The following is a 17,988-nucleotide window of genomic DNA, read 5'->3' as shown; positions in this document are numbered from 1 at the left end:
AAAATGAATGGAGCTGAACTTTGAAAACCTTAGGTGTTGACGGCTGCCGGGCGGGATGGATTGCCATATCCCTGGATAACAACAATGCGGGCTACTGGCTGCTGGAATCGGACCAGGAGCTGGGTAATTTTTTTGAGTCTTACGACCGCATCTTTATTGATGTGCCCATCGGTCTTGAAGAAGAGGCCTATGTGCGGGATTGCGATCGTGAGTTGCGTGATGTGCTGGGACCAGATTATACGGCCAGTGTCTTCAATCCTCCCATTCGCCCGGCCCTGCATGCCCCCACCTATGCGGAAGCCTCTATGACCAGCTACGAAATAACGGGCAAGAAGGTGTCTATCCAGTCGTGGAATATTACACCCAACATCAAGACAGTCGACCAGTTTTTGCAGCAGGATGAGACGCTCAGGGAGAAAGTGTATGAGAGTCACCCCGAGTTGTTGTTTCAAAAGCTCAATGGTGGGAACGCCATCCTCCAGAAAAAAGCAACCAAGAAGGGGCTGCGCCATCGATTGGGGCTGCTCAAGGAAAAAAGCAAATTTGCGGACGACTTTTTCCGGGATATCAAGGAAGAGTACCGCCGCAACCAGGTGGATGAGGACGACATTGTGGATGCAATGGTGTTGGCCCTGTTCGCCCGGTATTCGCTCGACCGGGAGGTTAAGACTCTTCCGGAAGATCCCCCCACCGATGCTACCGGGCTGAAAATGGCTATTCACTACGTATAGCGATCAGCAGTTTTTTTCTTCCAGGATCTGTTTGTATTGCACACCCTCCTTGTAGACGCTGTTGACGCCATTGAAGGCAGCAATGCGGTAGGCCTCACTCAGGGTAGGGTAGTTCATCACGTGCTGGATAAAGTACCGCACGTCTCCGTCCAGAGCCATGACCGCTTGCCCGAGGTGCACAAGGTTGGCAGCTTCATTGCCGAGAATATGGACGCCCAGCAGCTTGAGTGACTCCGTATTAAAAACCAGCTTGAGCAGCCCGTCGTTGTGATTGGTCATGTCGGCCTTGGTGATCTCACTGAAGTATGCACGTCCCACGGTGATATCAAGGCCCATTTTCTCAGCTTCCTGCTCGGTCATGCCGATGTTGGAGATTTCCGGAATGGTATAGATGCCATAGGGAATCTGCTCGGGCATTTCTAAACTTGAAATGCTGAACATATTGCAGGCTGCCAGCCGTCCCTGTGTAAAGGAGGCCGATGCCAGACTCGGGAAGCCGATCACATCGCCGGCAGCATAGATACTGTCAACATTGGTTTTATAGTTCTCATCGACAATAATAAAATTATCTTCATCCGTTTTGACGCCGGCCTTGTCGAGGTTAAGGTTACCAACGTTGGGCTTGCGACCTCCCAGATACAGCACATGTTCAGTCTCGAGAACCTGGAGCTGTTGTTCGCCGGTATTGGCCTTGAACTTGACCTCCGTGTTATTTCGCAGGGGATTGAACTCCACATCCTGGATTGAAATACCATTTTTTACGGTAATGCCGCGGTCGTGAAGCGCCTGTTGAAAATGCTCCTTGATTTCATGATCCAGGAAGGTCAGGTAGTCGTCCTGTTCGTTGAGAAGCGTAATGCGGGTTCCGAGTGCCGCAAAAATGGTGGCGTATTCAAAAGCGCTGACGCTGGAGCCGATAACAACGAGCCGGCGGGGAATATGCGTGAGGTCAAGGATGGATTTATAATCCAGGATCTTGTTATGCTCTATTTCAAAAGTCCCCGGCTCGGTGGGACTGCTTCCCGTGCACAGCAGGATATAATCAGCCGTGTAGGTTTCGGTAGTTCCCAGGTGCGTCTCCACTTCGACGGTATGGTCGTCGAGCAGTCGGCCAAAACCGCGGGCTACATCTACGTTGTTGTTGATGAAATCATTTTTAACTTTGCGGTTTTCTTTTTCCAGGATTTCCTGCTTGTACTGCAGAAGGTCGGCCATACGAAACCGCTCATAGGGCTTTCTGCTTTCATGATCGCCGAACTGATTGTTGAATTCCAGAATGGTTTTGGCAGCCTCGCGCAGGGCTTTGCTGGGAACGGTGCCGGTATTGATCCAGGTACCGCCCAAATAGTCTTCATGGGATTCGACAACCAATACCTTCTGGTCAAATTTGGAACTCTGCATGGCACACGAAAATCCTGCCGGTCCGCTGCCAATAATAATTACATTATAATCTCGGCTCATGGTATTTATTAGTAGCTAATTGTTTTGTGACAATAAAAGTAAAATAGATGAATTTGCGAAGGATTTCTCTGTTTTCAGCTATAGTTTTAATTTTTTTTAAATTGGAACGAATTAATCACCGTTTTTGATTGGGAGTATGCGAATAAGATGCTAAATTTAACACATTGATTTGTAAAGAGTTATATCATATTCATACACTATTACTAACTCTAAAATTTTAAACTTGTAATAATTATGGCTTACGAATTACCCGATCTTCCATACGATTATGATGCATTGGAACCTCACATTGATGAGCGAACGATGAGAATTCATCACACCAAGCATCATCAGGGATATACGAATAAGGTGAATGCAGCATTGGAAGGACATGAGTTTGCTGATCTTCCCATTGAAGAAGTGTTGCAGCGGATTAACGAAGTGCCCGAGGATATCCGTCAGGCTGTGATCAACAACGGCGGAGGTTACGCCAATCACAAATTATTCTGGACCATTCTCACTCCGAACGGAGGAGGACCGGCAACTGGCGATATTGCGGACGCCATCGACGATGAATTTGGCAGCTTTGCTTCTTTCAAGGAGCAGTTCAACAACGCGGCTACCGGACAATTTGGTTCCGGATGGGGATGGTTGTGCGTCAAAGATGATGGAAGCCTGGAAGTGCTTTCGACGGCCAACCAGAACAGTCCCTATATGAATGGGCTGACCCCAATTCTCGGCGTGGATGTGTGGGAGCATGCTTACTACCTGCATTACCAAAATAAGCGCGGCGACTATGTTGAACATTTCTGGAATCTGATCAACTGGGATCAGGTGAATGAGAACTATGCGGATGCTACGTAATAGCCGCTGATATAGTCTGCTTCAGGAAACGCTCCACGGACAGCTGTGGGGCGTTTTCTTCTTCAATACTTCACAAAAGGTTATTATATTTATTATTTAATAGTAGCCGTAACGAAAGAATGTTTTTATTATGCAATTTGGATTAGGAACTGGTCCCGATGTTTCTTGGATGCGTGAGGAACTGACCGATTTAGGCGTCGAGGAGTTAAAAACGGTTGATGATGTTGACCGCGCGATGAAAGAGTATAACGAAGGCACTATGCTGATGGTGATTAATTCGGTATGTGGCTGTGCAGCGGGTAATGCCCGGCCGGGTGTAAAGATTGCCCTTGACGAATCCGATACCAAACCGGATCATATGGTGACTGTTTTCGCGGGGCAGGACAAGGAAGCCACCGCCCGCGCCCGTGAATATTTCAGCGAGTATCCGCCATCTTCACCGGCATTTGCCTATTTCCAGGATGGCGAGATCAAGGCTATGATTCCACGCCACCGTATTGAGGGGCGTACCAAGCAGGAAGTAGCCAGCGACCTGAAGATGGTTTTTGAGGCTTTCAACGGCCAGGAAGAGGAAGAATAACTGAGAATAATCGTTTCATAAAAAGCCGGTGGTTCTTATCACCGGCTTTTTATAGTTGAAGGAATAAAGAAGGTCGTTGTACACCTGATTTCATGACGACTGGGACAGGCATCGGGTTCTCCTCCCCTGAATGACCGTGCCTCTCATCAACCATTGCCTTGCCCCCTTATGTCTGGCCTTCGTTCTTGAAGATGTTGGCAACTTTCAGCATAGGATAGAACGCCAATAGATTACAACTGTTCCTGCTCCATCTCACCCAGCACCTTCTGGGTAATCTCCTTGCTTTGCCGAGTGTCGATTCTGGCTTTCAATTTCATGAGGATACTGTACAGCCCCATATGAACCTTCGTGCTGTAAATGAAGTTCTTGTCGCCGCGGGGCTCATTCATAATCGGCATCCTTTTGGCGTAATGGTTGATTTTCCGCTTAAACGACGGATCGCCAAAGTCAAACTCATTATTCATGTAGGGCAGAGCAAAGGTATTGCCGTAATTCTTGCAAAACTGGAAGAACTCTTCCTCCTTCCGGGGGTTGTCCGGATGTTCCTTGACGATATCCAGCCGGGTGTATAGTTCCCGGATGGCTTTTTCATCGCCATTGAGGTGCATTGGCAGCAGTTGCATATAATTTTGCGTAAACTCCTCATCAAACTTTTTGACACATCCGAAATCAATAACACCCAGTCGGCCGTCGTCCCGAAAAAAGAAATTGCCGGGATGGGTGTCAGCATGGATGAAGTTGCGCTGCTCCACCTGGTCGTGGAAGAAATCCCAGAGCAGCTGTCCGAAATGATTGCGTTCTTCCTGGCTGGGATTCATTTCGAGGAGCTCTTTGAGGTGCCGGCCCTCCACAAAAGTCATGGTCAGTACTTTCCGGGAGGACAATTCTTTAATCCAGCGGGGAGTGACAATAGTGTCACCGTGAAACCGCTGGTGAAAGTACTCGATATACTGCCCTTCCTGCCGGTAGTCGGTTTCTTCCAGCAGGGTGGCTTCCACCTCATCAAAATAGTCATCGAGGTTAGCCCCCCGCTTGGCCAGTCGTTTGACCAGCGACTTGGCCATGGCCATATCCGAGTGGATGGTATTGCGCACGTTGGGATATTGAATCTTGACGGCAACCTTCTCACCGTCTTTGAGGCGGGCCTCGTGCACCTGTCCAATGGAGGCCGCGGCAATGGCATCCGGTTTAAAATGACTGAACAGTGCTTCCGGGTAGTCTCCGAGCTCTTTCTTGATGATGGAGCGGGCCAGTGCCTTGTTGATGGGGGGTACGCTGTACTGCGCTTCACTCATCACTTCGGCGAATTCATCGGGGAGCATGCCCTCGTCCATACTCAGCGACTGGGCAATCTTGAGGGCAGTTCCGCGCAGTTTTGTAAATTCATTAAAAATCTGCCGGGCATTCTCGGAGTGGAACTGCCGCCCCTCTTCCTGGCTCTCTTTCTGTCCAATTGATTTTTTCAGGTATCGTTTGGCATAATTGGTGCCGACTTTAAGGCCGGTTTTGGCAAAAATTTTGCCGCGTTCGAACTTTGAGGATGGAAAATCTTCGTTCATAAATTATCGAATTTCTATTTTGGAAAAGATCTTTTTAATAAGGGGCATCTGGTTAAGGAAAGTCTTTTTGTTGGAATACAGGAACTTTCCGAGTTCAAATCCCTGGTCGAGAATGGTGTTGTACAGCAGCTCCTGCAAAAGGCTGGTCAGCTTATCGATGAATTCCATGGTCAGCTCGTGCCCCTCACTCGTATCGTAAATTCGGAATCGAATGGTCTCCAGGTACTTGCGCCGGAGAAAAGCGTAGAAGCAGCTATTCATGATGATGGTAGAGCCGGTCGACAACCGGGAGTCTTCTTCCAGGAACTCCTTTAGCAGTTTTTCCACTTCCTGCTCAAAATCGGTTGTGGTGTGTGACTGCAGGATGAGCTGCTCAAAGGTGTTATCCACGAAAGCCGGTTTTTCATCCAGCATGTCAAAGCTTGCATAGGCAAAGTTTGAAAATTTTTCACTGATCGAGTAGGCTTCGAAACCGCTGATTTCATCAATCATGAAACGGTAGCGGTAAATAATGGCGGTATAATAAAACTGAAGTATGGCTTCTTTGTTCGGGAAGTAGTCAAATACATCAGCAGGATCGATGCCTGTGGCTTTTGCCACATCTTTTATCACAAAATAGCCGTTGCCCTTGAGATACAGATCCACAGCGGCGTCTGCAATGGCATATTTTATTTCGAGCGTTTCAGGATCAAGAGTCGACATGGTGAAAATTGTTTCTAGTTAGATATTGTTGCTAGGGCTGTACGGATAATCACTCCAGGGCCGGTGCTGCAGGTGCATTTTGACGATTCGTAGGGAAAACGTATGAATCGCCCGTTTCATTATATCCTCTGCTGGAAGGTTATCAATTAATGATGTTATTTTTGCATAATGTCAGTTCGTTTGCAGTGTATAGGATTAACAAAGATTGTCTCCGATTCAATCCCCTGGTGTAATGTTTTTTGCCGGCATGTTGCGGGAAGTCATGTCCGGAATACAGAGGAGGCCGCCGGCTCATGAAACCCAGGCTCTGCTAGGTATTGGCAGACTTGTCGTAGCTTTCCTCTAATGCTGACAGAGTTTGTTCGGCCTGCCACTGGTGGCGCCGCTGGTGAGCCAGCGTCAGGAGGTAGTACTCGGAAAAGGTCAGCCGCAGCAGGCTTAGAAGGGGATGGGGCACCTTGGTGCCTCTCAAGCTGACGCTTTCCTTTCTCGCGTATCTGAGCTGGCTCACAAATCGTTCCTGCAAATTTATAAACTCGTCCAGCAGCTCCAGCCGGTTGTATCTGCTCACTGCATCGGGGCGCATCGGGGATACCGTTTTCATTTTGAAGGTGTAGGGCGGTTCGAAGAAATCAGCAACTTTTTTCCAGAACCAGCGGGGTGGAAAATCCTGATCAATATCATTGGTAGTGGCGGGATTACCTGAGAGACGGCGGTCCAGGTTCCGGTGATAAATATTCCCAAATTTGATGAGGTGGTGATAGCATTCGGCAATGGACCATTGCTGGGCGGAAGGGGACTGAAGGAAATGCGCCTCATCGACGGAGAGAAGAAAAGTTTCAGCGGTTTCCCCGGCCTGTTCAAACTGTTGAATAAACCAGTCATAGCTGTATCGGAGAATCATGGGAAGAAATATCCTTGTGAAGGGTTATCTTAAGGGATAGATTAGAGATAGCATCAACTGTGCGATTTGCTATTATAACATAGTCATTGGGGATAGCGTTTTGAAATTAATGGACAAAATAAAGCGGCTGTTTAAACAGCTATTTGAGCAGATACGGAACTTCGATATGGGTTTGCATGGGGCTGCTATCGCATTTTTTGCTATTTTTTCTACGGCCCCGCTGATCATTATTGTGGTATGGGTGCTCAGTCTCGTGCTGGGAGGGGAGACAGGACAGGCTCAACTCCAGCAAACTCTGTATGCGATTGTGGGCAATGATATTGCCGACTCGATCCAGGAAATGGCGGTTACCGCTTCACGTAGTTCCTCGGGTTTCTGGTCTTCGCTGGCTGCGGCGGTTACGCTTCTTTTTGGAGCCACTACGCTGTTGTCCCAGTTTAAATACAGTCTCAATATGATCTGGGAGGTCCCGGAGCCGGAGACAGGCATGGTCGTGGTCTTCCTGTGGAACCGTTTTAAGGCCCTGCTGTTTATCGGGGCTGTGAGCCTTCTTTTGCTGCTCGGTTTGATTTCCGAAAGCATTCTCTACGGGATGGAGCGGGTGCTTATATTGTTTTGGGGGACAGGCGATCTTTTTATGGTGCAAATGAGCAGCACCGTGACTAACATACTGCTGGCGATGGCCTTTTTTGTGACGCTTTTCAAGGTACTGCCTGATGTGGTCATGCGGCTGCGGGATGTTGCTGCTGGTGCTCTATTCACCACCCTTCTTTTTATGGTGGGCAAAATGCTGGTCGGATGGTATCTTTCCGAGTCAGCGCTTGAGCCGGCCTACAAGACAGCCGGATCGTTCGTCATTTTTCTGATTTGGATCTATTACAATGTGCAGATTGTGCTGGTGGGTGCTTTTTTCACCAGGGAGTACACCCGGATGTTCGGGGGGGAGGTCAGCTACCGGGAGCGTTCTTTCAAAACGCCTAATAGCGATCGCAGCTGATCTTCGTGTAAAAAGCTTCTGGTTTCTGTTGTATAGATAATGAAGCCGACAGGGCTACCGGAGCCGCTGCTTTTTAAGGGCCATGATCCGCTGATAGGATTGATCAATTCTTTCCGGGCTGATGGCTCCCTCTTCAAGCAGACGATGGATGATGCTGTTTACTTTGGGTACAATCTCGGGATCGTAAATGGCATTGTTGCCGAAGGTAAGAATATCAACACCCGCCAGAAGCGCTTGCCTGACCGCGGTTTCAAGGCCGTACTCCTTGCGGATGGCTCCCATCATCAGATCGTCGGAAATAATGACCCCTTCGAAATTCAGCTGATCGCGCAGCATGCCGGTGATGACCGGTTTCGAGAGGGTAGCGGGATAGGTCGTATCCCATTGGGCGTTAAAGATATGAGCCGTCATAATCATATCTATCAGGCCGTCATTAATCAGCTTCCGGTAGGGAATAAGTTCCTCTTTCGACCATGTTTCGGTTACATCCACTACGACGAGATGGGAATCTTTTTCCGAGCTGCCGTGTCCCGGGAAATGTTTGAGCACCGTCACGATATCCTGTTCGTGCAATGCTTGGATATAAATGGAAGCGTGTTTGACCACGGTTTGCGGATCTGCAGAGAAACTGCGCTTCAATCCCCCGATAACGGGATTGCCGGGATTGGTGTTAAGGTCTACCACCGGTGTAAAATTAAGGTTGAATCCCAGTTCAGAGAGCGTTCGGGCCATTTGTCGTGCATAGTGGCGCGTGCTGTCGCTATTGTTGAGCTCTCCGAGGTACTGTGCCGATACCGTGGACGGAAAGCCTCGTTCCGGCTTGAGTCGGGCTACCTGGCCGCCCTCTTGGTCAACGGCAACAAAGAGCGGAGTCTGTGCCTGCTCCTGAAGGTCGCTGATGAGTGTTTTGACTTGGTCGGGAGATTGAATATTGCGCAGAGCCGTGTCTTTCGGGACGTCATAGTCAAAAAGGGTAACACTTCCCAGGTGATATTGGTTAATATCCCGTACGATGTGATTGGTGTCTGAGAGGCTGGTGCCACGAAACCCGACATTCAGCATCTGGCCTATTTTTTGATCCAGGGAGACCGGTTCGTTCGTCGTGTCGGGGGTGCCGTCCTGGCTGCAGGCGCCGGTGGCAAAAAAGGCCGTAATCAGGGTGGCAAACAAGGCGGTTGATTTCATCATGATCAGTCTGTAAAAACGTATGGGTTAAGGTTGAGTGATCAGGCTGTCCAGGATCTGGGGCAGGTTGAAGGAGGGGCGTGCATCGTTGTAACGGAGGATATTCCCCTCCGGCCCCACCAGGATATAAAAAGGAATCCCCCCGCCGCGGTAGGCTGAAAAGGTTTCTTGTTCAAAGCCATGGCCTCCATAAAGCTGGGGCCAGGGGTTCTGGAATTGTTCCGTCGCCTGTCGCCAGCGGAGGCTGTCTTCTTCGATGGATATTGCCAGGATCTCAAACTGATCCCGCGAATAGTTGTTGTACAATTTCCGCATATGGGGAAATTCATCGAGGCACGGGATGCACCAGCTGGCCCAGAAATCAAGCAGTACATACCGGCCGCGGAAGTCCTGCATCCGGAGGGTTTCACCTGCTGCGGTAGGGAGTGTAAAAGGAATGGCCGGCTGGCCCGGGGAAACACGCTTAATTTCCTTGTAAAAGGAGATCAGAAAGTCTGTATAACGGGGGAAGTCTGTATAGTCATCCAGGAAAGCCCTGTAGCTGGGTTCGGCTGTTTTCAGCGGCATCTCCCCGATACGTTCGGCCACAAGATACAGCCGTGCATAGGCTTTGGCACGGCGGCCGTCGATATGTTTCAGAACAGAGGTGCGTGCTGAATCGAGGGTGGGGTACCCGAGGCGCTTCACGTCGTATTGCATCAGGGATTGCCCCAGCTTTTTTTCCAGGCGGTCTGCAACACCAAAGGTATTGGCAAAGGCATTGGTGAAGTCACGGATGCCGGCCCGCTGGGCATGAAGCGAACGGAACGTGAAAAAATCAAGCTTTTGGGCGGTCTGCAACACCTCTGCTCGCTCTTCTTGCGGGTGGAAACCGGGTGTTGTTCGTTGATAGGTGATCGATTCAAGCCGCTTGACCAGGTATTCGCCTATGGCCTTAAAATAAAGATCCTCAAAAGGAGTGGAGGCAAAATATTCTTTGGCTAATTCGTATCGTTTTTTGTACAGGTCCAGGACGGCCGTGGAATCTCCTTCCCGGAAAGCGGGAAGGTGGTTATTAATTTGCATCAGCAGCGGTTGTTCCTTCTCAAGGTAGGTCGCATAGGTTTCATCCCAGGGTTCAGAATAGCCATCCACATCTACCGCGGCCGGAAAATCGGCGCGACTGATGGTCAGCTGCAGACCGCGGCCCGGCTTCAGATACAAAGGATAGGACTGTTCATCAATATGAAAACGCACGAGCTGTGCAGAATCTACGGGTATAGAAAGGCTGAAGTTTCCGTTTTCATCTACGGCGACGGGATGCTCAATCTTGTCAGAATATTTGTAGTGCAGCGGCTGCTGGCTGATATAAAATTGAGCTGATCCCACATAGTCAACAGAGCCTGAGATAGATGCTCCCTGCTCCTTTTGGGCACAGGAGGCAGTTACCAGCAGAAAAGCGATGAGAATAATTTTGCGGAATGACATGGAGCAAAGACTCATGATAACATATTGCTGAATTTTTGGGCATGATAACGGCTCGCCATGAATGCGGAGGATCCTAAGATAAACTGAAAGTTTCGTTTTGCAAGAGATATTTCACAAATCGAAGGGAAACCATACAAAATTTATTGCTTGCGCTTTGGATTTATATTATTAAGTTGTAAAGGAAATTTTCGGACGGCTTTTCTCTCCGCCTTACAGGCACCTGTCAGGCGGATTCTTTTCAACGTTAAGAGAAGGGCCATCGTTCTCGGAGTAATGGAACAGCTAATCAAAAAATAGGGTGATGGGAAAGAAGAAGGAAAAGATGGAAGAGTATTGGCATGCTAATCTTCGCTATGTCAGCATTCTCCTGGTCATCTGGTTCATGGTGTCGTTCGGCTTCGGTATTCTATTTGCTGATCAGCTGAATACCATAGAGATGGGCGGATTTGAATTGGGCTTCTGGTTTGCACAGCAGGGGTCCATCTATGTATTCGTTGTTCTTATTTTTGTCTATGTCTGGCTTATGAACCGGCTGGATAAAAAATATGATGTGCACGAAGGGTAATAATAAGGGTAATTTTATAATAGCAGGGTTATAGTTATATGGATATTCAAGCGTGGACGTATATACTGGTAGGGGCCACCTTTGCCGTATATATGGGTATCGCAATATGGTCGAGAGTTGGTTCCACCAGTGATTTTTATATTGCCGGCGGCGGGGTTCACCCACTGGCAAACGGCATGGCAACAGCGGCGGATTGGATGTCGGCGGCTTCTTTTATTTCCATGGCCGGCCTCATATCATTTATGGGGTATGACGGCGGCGTCTATTTGATGGGCTGGACCGGGGGATATGTACTGCTGGCTCTTCTGCTGGCCCCTTACCTCAGGAAGTTTGGTAAATTCACGGTTCCCGATTTTATAGGAGACCGCTATTATTCCAATGTCGCCCGAACCGTGGCCGTGATATGCGCCATCATTGTCTCCTTTACTTATGTGGCCGGACAAATGCGGGGCGTGGGCGTGGTTTTCGCCCGGTTTCTGGAAGTTTCCATCGACATGGGCGTTTATATCGGAATGATCATTGTTTTTTTCTATGCCGTGCTGGGAGGCATGAAAGGCATTACCTACACCCAGGTGGCTCAGTACTGCATCCTGATTTTTGCCTATATGGTTCCGGCCTTTTTCATCTCATTTCAGCTGACAGGGAGTGTATTTCCACAGATTGGTTTTGGGAGTACCATCGCTGACGGTTCAGGAACCTATCTGCTGGAGAAGCTGAACCAGCTGCACGTGGAACTGGGTTTTGCGGAGTATACCTCCGGCACCAAATCAACCATCGACGTCTTTGCCATAACACTGGCCCTGATGGTAGGAACAGCGGGCCTGCCGCACGTAATTGTTCGATTTTTTACTGTTCCCAAAGTGCGGGATGCACGAAAGTCTGTGGGCTATGCGCTTCTGTTTATTGCAATTCTGTATACGACCGCCCCGGCTATTGCAGCCTTTGCCCGGGTCAATCTTATTGAAACCGTCTCCAATGAAGAATATGAAGAAGTCCCGGCCTGGTTCAGCAACTGGGAACAGACGGGCCTCCTGGGTTTTGATGACAAGAATAACGACGGGAGAATCCAGTATGTCGCCGATGAGCAGACCAATGAGTTGACCATCGACCAGGATATCATGGTACTGGCAAACCCGGAGATTGCGGATCTCCCCAACTGGGTGATTGCTCTGGTGGCTGCCGGTGGACTGGCCGCCGCGCTTTCGACGGCAGCTGGTTTGCTGTTGGTAATATCAACCAGTATTGCCCACGACCTGATCAAGAAACAAATCAAGCCGTCTATCTCTGAAAAGGGCGAATTGGTATGGGCTCGTATTGCCGCGGCTTTTGCCGTCCTGGTGGCCGGATATTTTGGTATTAACCCGCCCGGTTTTGTGGCAGCGACGGTTGCTCTGGCCTTTGGCCTGGCAGCTGCCTCCTTTTTCCCGGCGATCCTGTTGGGCATCTTTGACAAGAGGATGAATCGACAGGGAGCAATAACCGGCATGATTGTCGGTATAGTGCTGATGCTGTTTTATATGATAAAGTACAAGTTGGGAGGTTTCGGAGGAGGAACGCCCGACGACTGGTGGTTCGGCATTTCACCGGAGGGCTTCGGTACCGTAGCCATGCTGGTGAACCTCGTTATTGCAGTGGTGGTATCCAGGCTGACGGCGGATCCCCCCGAGGATGTGCAGGATATGGTGGAAGAAATCAGGTATCCCGGCAAACCGAGAGAAATCAAGCACTAAGGCAGTGGGAAACAGAGAAAAATAGTTGCACAAAAAGTAACATTTTTTTGCTTTTTTAATCTGCAAGCACTTGATTATGTCTCAATAATATTTAATATAGGATTTACTGATATAAAAATAGGTTCAATTTAAATTTGATTGTTATATGTGGCTGAATATCGATTCATTTGAAGAATACAAGGATGTTTACAAGGAAAGCGTTGAAAATCCCGAAGAGTTTTGGGAGCACGAAGCAGGGACCTTTTATTGGCGAAAGCGGTGGGAAGAAACGCACAGCGGCAGTTTCAAAAACGGGGATGTGAAGTGGTTTGAAGGCGGAAAGCTCAATATCACCGAAAATTGTCTTGACCGCCATCTCAATACCATTGGCAATAAGACGGCCTTCATTTTTGAACCCAACCATCCCGACTCCTTTCGCCGGACAATCACCTATCGCCAGCTTCATGAAGATGTATGCCGCTTTGCGAATGTCCTGGAATCAAAAGGTATTGAAAAGGGAGACCGTGTGGCTATTTACATGGCCATGACGCCTGAACTGATGATTGCGGCTCTGGCTTGTGCCCGAATCGGTGCGGTTCACTCTATCGTATTTGCCGGTTTCTCTGCGCAGTCGCTGGCCGAGCGTATCCAGGACTGTGACGCCAAGATGCTGATTACCAACGACGGGCTGCGCCGGGGGGAGAAACATGTTCCGCTCAAGGATATTTCCGATGAGGCTCTGGAAGATTGTCCCTCCGTCAAAAAAGTGATTGTTTGCCAGCGTACCAACCGGGATATCGACTGGGTGGAAGGCCGCGATGAGTGGTGGCACCTGTTGATCCGCAATGCCCCGAAAGAACATGAAGCGGTCGAAATGGATGCCGAGGATCCGCTCTTCATTCTCTATACTTCCGGCTCTACCGGCAAACCCAAGGGACAGGTTCATACATGCGGTGGATACATGGTTTACACCAGCTACACCTTCCGGAATGTCTTCCAGGTTGAAGAGGAGGATGTTTATTGGTGTACAGCTGACGCAGGATGGATCACCGGTCACTCTTACATTCTTTATGGACCGCTGCTCAATGGGGCTTCCAGCATTATTTTTGAAGGAACCCCCACCTACCCGGATGCAGGCCGTCTCTGGGAAGTTTGCGAAAAGTATGGCGTCACGCACTTTTACACCTCGCCAACAGCCATCCGTGCGCTGATGAAGGAGGATATCGAATATGTGAACAAGTATGATCTCAGCTCGCTCAAAGTACTCGGCAGTGTAGGCGAACCCATTAATGAAGAGGCCTGGCACTGGTATCACGACAAGATCGGTAATGGACAATGCCCTATCGTGGATACGTGGTGGCAGACAGAGACAGGCGGTATAATGATTTCGCCTCTGGCTGGTGTTACGCCTACCAAACCGGGATTCGCCACACTTCCGCTGCCCGGCATTCAACCGGCCCTGGTCGATAAGAACGGAAAAGAAATCGATGGCAATGGCGTGCAGGGCAATCTTGTGATCAAATATCCGTGGCCGGGTATGACGCGGGGTATCTGGGGCAATGAGGAACGCTACAAGGAAACCTATTTTGCCGACTATCCCGGATACTATTTTACGGGTGATGGATGCCGCCGCGATGAGGATGGTTATTACCGTATTACAGGCCGGGTGGACGATGTATTAAATGTATCGGGCCACCGCTTGGGAACGGCAGAAATTGAAAATGCCATCGATGAACATCCCAAGGTGATTGAAGCTGCAATTGTGGGGTATCCCCATGATGTGAAAGGCGAAGGAATATTTGCATTCATGACGTGCGACAACGGGGTCTCTGAACCAGAGGATTTCAAGAAAGAAATTCATGACTTGGTCTCGAAGATTATCAGCCCAATCGCAAAGCCTGATAAAATTCAGATCGTGGATGGGCTTCCTAAAACAAGATCCGGAAAAATCATGCGCCGTATATTGCGCAACGTTGCCGCCGGGGAAACGGACGACATGGGAGATACGTCCACCCTGCTCGATCCCAGCGTAGTGGATGAGATTATTGCCGGTAAGGCGTACTAGTGACAAACCGCCACCTGTCAATCCAATATCCAAGGCACACCATTAGGTTGGTGTGCCTTTTTTTATCTCCCAGCAAGAATCCATCCCGCCGCAAAGAATACCAGGCTGACGATAAGCAGAACAAGTCGAAAGCGCGTCCGCATCATAAGCGGATGAAATAACAGTCCGAACGTCAGGGGATAGTCGGTAAGCCAGTTGTAGTAATGATGGCGGTGGGCGCTGCCTAAAACCATCGTCACATGTCCGTGAAGGATGGTGATCATAAAAGGTACGGCAAAAAAAGCCGCCCCGGCATACATCAGCACATCCTGGATCATGAGGTACCGGGCAATGTAGATATACGGCCAGGTAAAAAGAAGAAGCAGGGGCAGGCAGAGCAGCCAGTTGATGATATTGATTCGCCTGAAATTCTTATGGCTCAGCTCGGAGTGTTTCAAGGTTTCAGCTGTCGGCTATTAAAAGAAGTTAACAATATGATTCTAACGACATGGATACCCATAGGCAATACCCTTATATCTGGCTGGCAATAAGCATTTCTATACTTCGGTAGGGCAGATTGAAGAGGTTGGCCAGCGATTTCTTGGTGAGGTTTTTTTTGTAGACGTAGGTGCCGTTGCGCAGGGCCGTGTTGCTCCAGAGGCATTCTTCAATACCGCCGGCATCACCGATAGCAAGCAGGTAGGGTACAATCACGTTGTTGAGGGCATAGGTAGCCGTCCGGGCAACATTCGACGGGATATTCGGCACACAGTAATGAATGACATCATGGGCCAGGAAGGTAGGTTTCGAATGGGTCGTAGCCCGGCTCGTGGCCACACAGCCTCCTTGGTCAATGACGGTATCCACGATAACGCTGCCAGCCTTCATGTTCATTACCATGGGCTCGGTCACCAGGCAGGGAGCCCGGTCTCCTTCCTGCATCGCGGCCCCGATAACTACATCGGCATGCTCAAGGGCGGAAGAGATATACTGGTAGTTGGCTGTGGCGGTGATAATACGACGGTCGAGAGCATTTTCAAGGTGGCGCAGCCGGGCCAGGTCATTGTCCATGACAAACACCTGGGCCCCGTAACCCAGGGCTGTGCGGGCCGCGTATTCAGCCGTAATGCCGGCGCCCAGGATAACCACTGTCGCGGGGGGGATTCCTGAAATGCCCCCCAGCATGATGCCTTGCCCCCCTTCTCCCTTCTCAAGGTAATGGGCGCCGATCTGTACTGCCATGGATCCCGTGATCTCATGCATCATCCGTACAATGGGAAATTCTTTATCCTCTCCCTGTATAAATTCAAAACCAAAGGCGGTGACAGACTGTTCAATAAGGGTGTTAATAAAAGACTCTTTCGCATTTCCCAGGTGCAGGGCGGAAAAGAGGATGTGGCTTTCTTCCAGCAGATCAAGTTCTTCCTCGCAGGGGGGCGCCACTTTGACAATCATTTCAGCTTTACGGTAAATTTCATCAATGCCATAGGCTATCTCTGCGCCGGCATCGGCATATTCCTGGTCAGTGAAATTAGCCTCTTCCCCTGCCTTTTTTTCCACAAAAATTTCGTGGCCGTTGGCTTTGAGTATTGATACTCCCCCGGGCGTCAGGGAAACCCGGCGTTCATCATTGGAAACCTCTCTGGGGAGTCCTATCTTAAGGGATACTTTGGATTCGGATTCTATGAGTCGCTTTTCCAGCGTCTGGATACCAATTTGTTCGGTTTCAAGCGGCTTTATGTCCATAAACGAATGTTTTGCAGAGACCTTATTTCTGATAATTTAATTGACACAACTACAGTAAGCAAAAAGACAATTTAAAATATGAATGCGGAATGGTGCATTAGCAATAAAAGCAGCCCTGCATTTCTAATTCTGAATTCAATATTCACTGATGAGTTTACGCCCCAAGAAGAGTTTAGGACAGCATTTTTTAACGGACGACAATATTATCAACAAAATTGCCGATGCCATACCGGCCCGCCCAGACGATCGGGTGATTGAAATTGGTCCGGGTACGGGGGCACTTACTGAAGCACTGGTTCGCCGTTTCGAAAATCTGTTGGCCCTGGAGCTGGATGAACGAGCCATCGCCTTCCTGGAAGAGAAGTTTGATAACCTCGTGATCCATCACCGTAATGTGCTGGAAGTGGATTGGACGGACTATTCCATTGGCAAGGAGCGGACGCATCTGGTGGGCAATCTTCCGTATTATATCACCAGCCAGATTCTCTTTTCCCTGCTTGAGTCACGGGCCTTGCTATCTGATGCTGTATTGATGATGCAGAAAGAAGTGGCAGAACGCCTGGTGGCCGTACCGCGGACCAAGGATTACGGGATTTTGAGTGTACAGACTCAGCTGATGAGTACGCCGGAAATCCTGTTCCCCGTTTCACGCCATTGTTTCAGTCCCCAGCCCAATGTGGAAAGTGCCATGGTAAAATTAACTTTTGACAAGGGGGCCCTGCGTTGTACGGATAAGCATCTAAAGACTGTTGTGCGAACGGCCTTTAACCAGCGGCGAAAAAAATTGAGTAATGCCCTCAAGCCCCTGATTGCCAAGGACCGGCTACCTGCAGGTTTCGATTTTGATAAACGGGCTGAAGCCTGGCCGCCATCCGAATATGAAAAGTTGACAGCACTATTCGAGAAAAGTGGCATTTTGACCTGAAATTTCGGCTACTCTTTTATCGCCATCTTTCAACTTGGCAATGAATTAACCCATAAAACGGGATTTCGCCAGCTTAAAGCGCCCTTTGTGATATTAATTGGTTATTAGCAATAGTTTGGTACGATCCTTGCTCACTTATATGTCTTAACAAAGTCATTTGCTTTGTACGATTTTTGAACGTATTTCCAGCATTATTATGCTGATAGTGATGAATTTCAACTTCAACTAATAACCTTAAATTGTAGGAGTCATACTTATGGCTAAATCTAAAATCAAACCGTTAAGCGATCGCGTTTTGGTTCAGCCAGAACCTGCCGAAGAGAAAACCAGTTCCGGAATTATTATTCCTGATACGGCTAAAGAAAAGCCCCAGGAAGGAACGGTGGTTGCCGCAGGTCCCGGCAAAGTAGAAAACGGAACCAAGATTGACATGTCGGTAAAAGAAGGCGACAAAGTGCTCTATGGAAAATATTCAGGTACGGAGATTACACTGGATGGTGAAGAGTACTTGATCATGCGTGAAGCCGATATTCTTGGAATCGTTTCCTAAGCATCTCACCTTATTTTTGA

Annotated in this window: 17 protein-coding genes; 9 read left to right on the top strand and 8 right to left on the bottom strand. The window is 49.0% G+C overall.

Annotated elements, in window-relative coordinates; translation table 11 throughout:
• Positions 1-20: 20 nt before the first annotated feature.
• Complete coding sequence (locus FN808_RS12065) at positions 21-731, top strand: DUF429 domain-containing protein (RefSeq protein ID WP_142714854.1); 711 nt, start codon at positions 21-23, stop codon at positions 729-731.
• A gap of 3 nt (positions 732-734) precedes the next feature.
• Here FN808_RS12065 and sthA read toward each other — a convergent pair whose 3' ends face one another.
• Positions 735-2,192, bottom strand: a complete 1,458-nt coding sequence (gene sthA, locus FN808_RS12060; RefSeq protein WP_142714853.1) for a Si-specific NAD(P)(+) transhydrogenase — start codon at positions 2,190-2,192, stop codon at positions 735-737.
• A gap of 234 nt (positions 2,193-2,426) precedes the next feature.
• On the opposite strand from sthA, the gene FN808_RS12055 reads away from it, so the two are divergent.
• Positions 2,427-3,035 (top strand): superoxide dismutase, encoded by a 609-nt coding sequence (locus tag FN808_RS12055; RefSeq protein ID WP_142714852.1) that lies wholly within the window; start codon positions 2,427-2,429, stop codon positions 3,033-3,035.
• A gap of 130 nt (positions 3,036-3,165) precedes the next feature.
• On the top strand, positions 3,166-3,615 hold the full coding sequence (locus FN808_RS12050) for a BrxA/BrxB family bacilliredoxin (RefSeq protein WP_142714851.1): 450 nt from the start codon (positions 3,166-3,168) through the stop codon (positions 3,613-3,615).
• Between the two features lie 230 nt (positions 3,616-3,845).
• Here the strand turns inward: FN808_RS12050 and FN808_RS12045 are convergent, their stop codons facing one another.
• From FN808_RS12045 to FN808_RS12035, 3 genes are all read right to left on the bottom strand, one after another.
• Positions 3,846-5,174 carry an ABC1 kinase family protein gene (locus tag FN808_RS12045; RefSeq protein WP_142714850.1) on the bottom strand — a complete coding sequence of 443 codons (1,329 nt, stop codon included), beginning with the start codon at positions 5,172-5,174 and terminating at the stop codon, positions 3,846-3,848.
• Between the two features lie 3 nt (positions 5,175-5,177).
• Complete coding sequence (locus tag FN808_RS12040) at positions 5,178-5,876, bottom strand: TetR/AcrR family transcriptional regulator (RefSeq protein ID WP_142714849.1); 699 nt, start codon at positions 5,874-5,876, stop codon at positions 5,178-5,180.
• A 310-nt stretch (positions 5,877-6,186) separates the two neighbouring features.
• Positions 6,187-6,780, bottom strand: a complete 594-nt coding sequence (locus tag FN808_RS12035; protein WP_142714848.1) for a DinB family protein — start codon at positions 6,778-6,780, stop codon at positions 6,187-6,189.
• Between the two features lie 109 nt (positions 6,781-6,889).
• On the opposite strand from FN808_RS12035, the gene FN808_RS12030 reads away from it, so the two are divergent.
• A complete protein-coding gene (locus FN808_RS12030; protein WP_246068349.1) occupies positions 6,890-7,777 on the top strand; it encodes a YihY/virulence factor BrkB family protein in 888 nt (295 codons plus the stop codon).
• A 54-nt stretch (positions 7,778-7,831) separates the two neighbouring features.
• Here FN808_RS12030 and FN808_RS12025 read toward each other — a convergent pair whose 3' ends face one another.
• A complete protein-coding gene (locus FN808_RS12025; protein WP_221930033.1) occupies positions 7,832-8,965 on the bottom strand; it encodes a glycoside hydrolase family 3 protein in 1,134 nt (377 codons plus the stop codon).
• 24 nt (positions 8,966-8,989) lie between these two features.
• Positions 8,990-10,429, bottom strand: a complete 1,440-nt coding sequence (locus FN808_RS12020; RefSeq protein ID WP_185958377.1) for a TlpA family protein disulfide reductase — start codon at positions 10,427-10,429, stop codon at positions 8,990-8,992.
• A 301-nt stretch (positions 10,430-10,730) separates the two neighbouring features.
• Here FN808_RS12020 and FN808_RS12015 point away from each other — a divergent pair, with 301 nt between their 5' ends.
• The 3 genes from FN808_RS12015 (at position 10,731) to acs (ending at position 14,768) form a co-directional block, all read left to right on the top strand.
• A complete protein-coding gene (locus tag FN808_RS12015; protein WP_142714845.1) occupies positions 10,731-10,994 on the top strand; it encodes a DUF4212 domain-containing protein in 264 nt (87 codons plus the stop codon).
• A gap of 38 nt (positions 10,995-11,032) precedes the next feature.
• Positions 11,033-12,724, top strand: coding sequence for a sodium:solute symporter family protein (locus FN808_RS12010; RefSeq protein ID WP_142714844.1), 1,692 nt, complete (start codon positions 11,033-11,035; stop codon positions 12,722-12,724).
• A 145-nt stretch (positions 12,725-12,869) separates the two neighbouring features.
• Positions 12,870-14,768 carry an acetate--CoA ligase gene (gene acs, locus FN808_RS12005; RefSeq protein ID WP_142714843.1) on the top strand — a complete coding sequence of 633 codons (1,899 nt, stop codon included), beginning with the start codon at positions 12,870-12,872 and terminating at the stop codon, positions 14,766-14,768.
• A 62-nt stretch (positions 14,769-14,830) separates the two neighbouring features.
• Here acs and FN808_RS12000 read toward each other — a convergent pair whose 3' ends face one another.
• Positions 14,831-15,205, bottom strand: a complete 375-nt coding sequence (locus FN808_RS12000) for a hypothetical protein (protein WP_142714842.1) — start codon at positions 15,203-15,205, stop codon at positions 14,831-14,833.
• A 73-nt stretch (positions 15,206-15,278) separates the two neighbouring features.
• The gene (locus tag FN808_RS11995) at positions 15,279-16,493 is read right to left on the bottom strand and encodes an alanine dehydrogenase (protein ID WP_142714841.1); all 1,215 of its coding nucleotides are present in this window, start codon (positions 16,491-16,493) and stop codon (positions 15,279-15,281) included.
• Between the two features lie 148 nt (positions 16,494-16,641).
• Here FN808_RS11995 and rsmA point away from each other — a divergent pair, with 148 nt between their 5' ends.
• Both rsmA and groES read left to right on the top strand, forming a co-directional pair.
• Positions 16,642-17,418, top strand: a complete 777-nt coding sequence (gene rsmA, locus FN808_RS11990; protein ID WP_142714840.1) for a 16S rRNA (adenine(1518)-N(6)/adenine(1519)-N(6))-dimethyltransferase RsmA — start codon at positions 16,642-16,644, stop codon at positions 17,416-17,418.
• Between the two features lie 256 nt (positions 17,419-17,674).
• A complete protein-coding gene (groES, locus tag FN808_RS11985; RefSeq protein WP_142714839.1) occupies positions 17,675-17,968 on the top strand; it encodes a co-chaperone GroES in 294 nt (97 codons plus the stop codon).
• Positions 17,969-17,988: the final 20 nt, after the last annotated feature.

The organism is Fodinibius sediminis (genome assembly GCF_900182555.1).
Taxonomy (GTDB): Bacteria; Bacteroidota; Rhodothermia; order Balneolales; family Balneolaceae; genus Fodinibius; species Fodinibius sediminis.
The sequence above is the reverse complement of the archived record's forward strand: the minus strand, read 5'-3'. Positions and strand labels throughout refer to the sequence as shown.

Bases quoted from the DNA above. Each gene is read 5' to 3' on its own strand.
- sthA (WP_142714853.1), bottom strand. From the start codon at position 2,192: ATGAGCCGAGATTATAATGTAATTATTATTGGCAGCGGACCGGCAGGA.
- FN808_RS12055 (WP_142714852.1), top strand. From the start codon at position 2,427: ATGGCTTACGAATTACCCGATCTTCCATACGATTATGATGCATTGGAA.
- FN808_RS12050 (WP_142714851.1), top strand. From the start codon at position 3,166: ATGCAATTTGGATTAGGAACTGGTCCCGATGTTTCTTGGATGCGTGAG.
- FN808_RS12045 (WP_142714850.1), bottom strand. From the start codon at position 5,174: ATGAACGAAGATTTTCCATCCTCAAAGTTCGAACGCGGCAAAATTTTT.
- FN808_RS12040 (WP_142714849.1), bottom strand. From the start codon at position 5,876: ATGTCGACTCTTGATCCTGAAACGCTCGAAATAAAATATGCCATTGCA.
- FN808_RS12035 (WP_142714848.1), bottom strand. From the start codon at position 6,780: ATGATTCTCCGATACAGCTATGACTGGTTTATTCAACAGTTTGAACAG.
- FN808_RS12030 (WP_246068349.1), top strand. From the start codon at position 6,890: ATGGACAAAATAAAGCGGCTGTTTAAACAGCTATTTGAGCAGATACGG.
- FN808_RS12025 (WP_221930033.1), bottom strand. From the start codon at position 8,965: ATGATGAAATCAACCGCCTTGTTTGCCACCCTGATTACGGCCTTTTTT.
- FN808_RS12020 (WP_185958377.1), bottom strand. From the start codon at position 10,429: ATGTCATTCCGCAAAATTATTCTCATCGCTTTTCTGCTGGTAACTGCC.
- FN808_RS12015 (WP_142714845.1), top strand. From the start codon at position 10,731: ATGGGAAAGAAGAAGGAAAAGATGGAAGAGTATTGGCATGCTAATCTT.
- FN808_RS12010 (WP_142714844.1), top strand. From the start codon at position 11,033: ATGGATATTCAAGCGTGGACGTATATACTGGTAGGGGCCACCTTTGCC.
- acs (WP_142714843.1), top strand. From the start codon at position 12,870: ATGTGGCTGAATATCGATTCATTTGAAGAATACAAGGATGTTTACAAG.
- FN808_RS11995 (WP_142714841.1), bottom strand. From the start codon at position 16,493: ATGGACATAAAGCCGCTTGAAACCGAACAAATTGGTATCCAGACGCTG.
- rsmA (WP_142714840.1), top strand. From the start codon at position 16,642: ATGAGTTTACGCCCCAAGAAGAGTTTAGGACAGCATTTTTTAACGGAC.
- groES (WP_142714839.1), top strand. From the start codon at position 17,675: ATGGCTAAATCTAAAATCAAACCGTTAAGCGATCGCGTTTTGGTTCAG.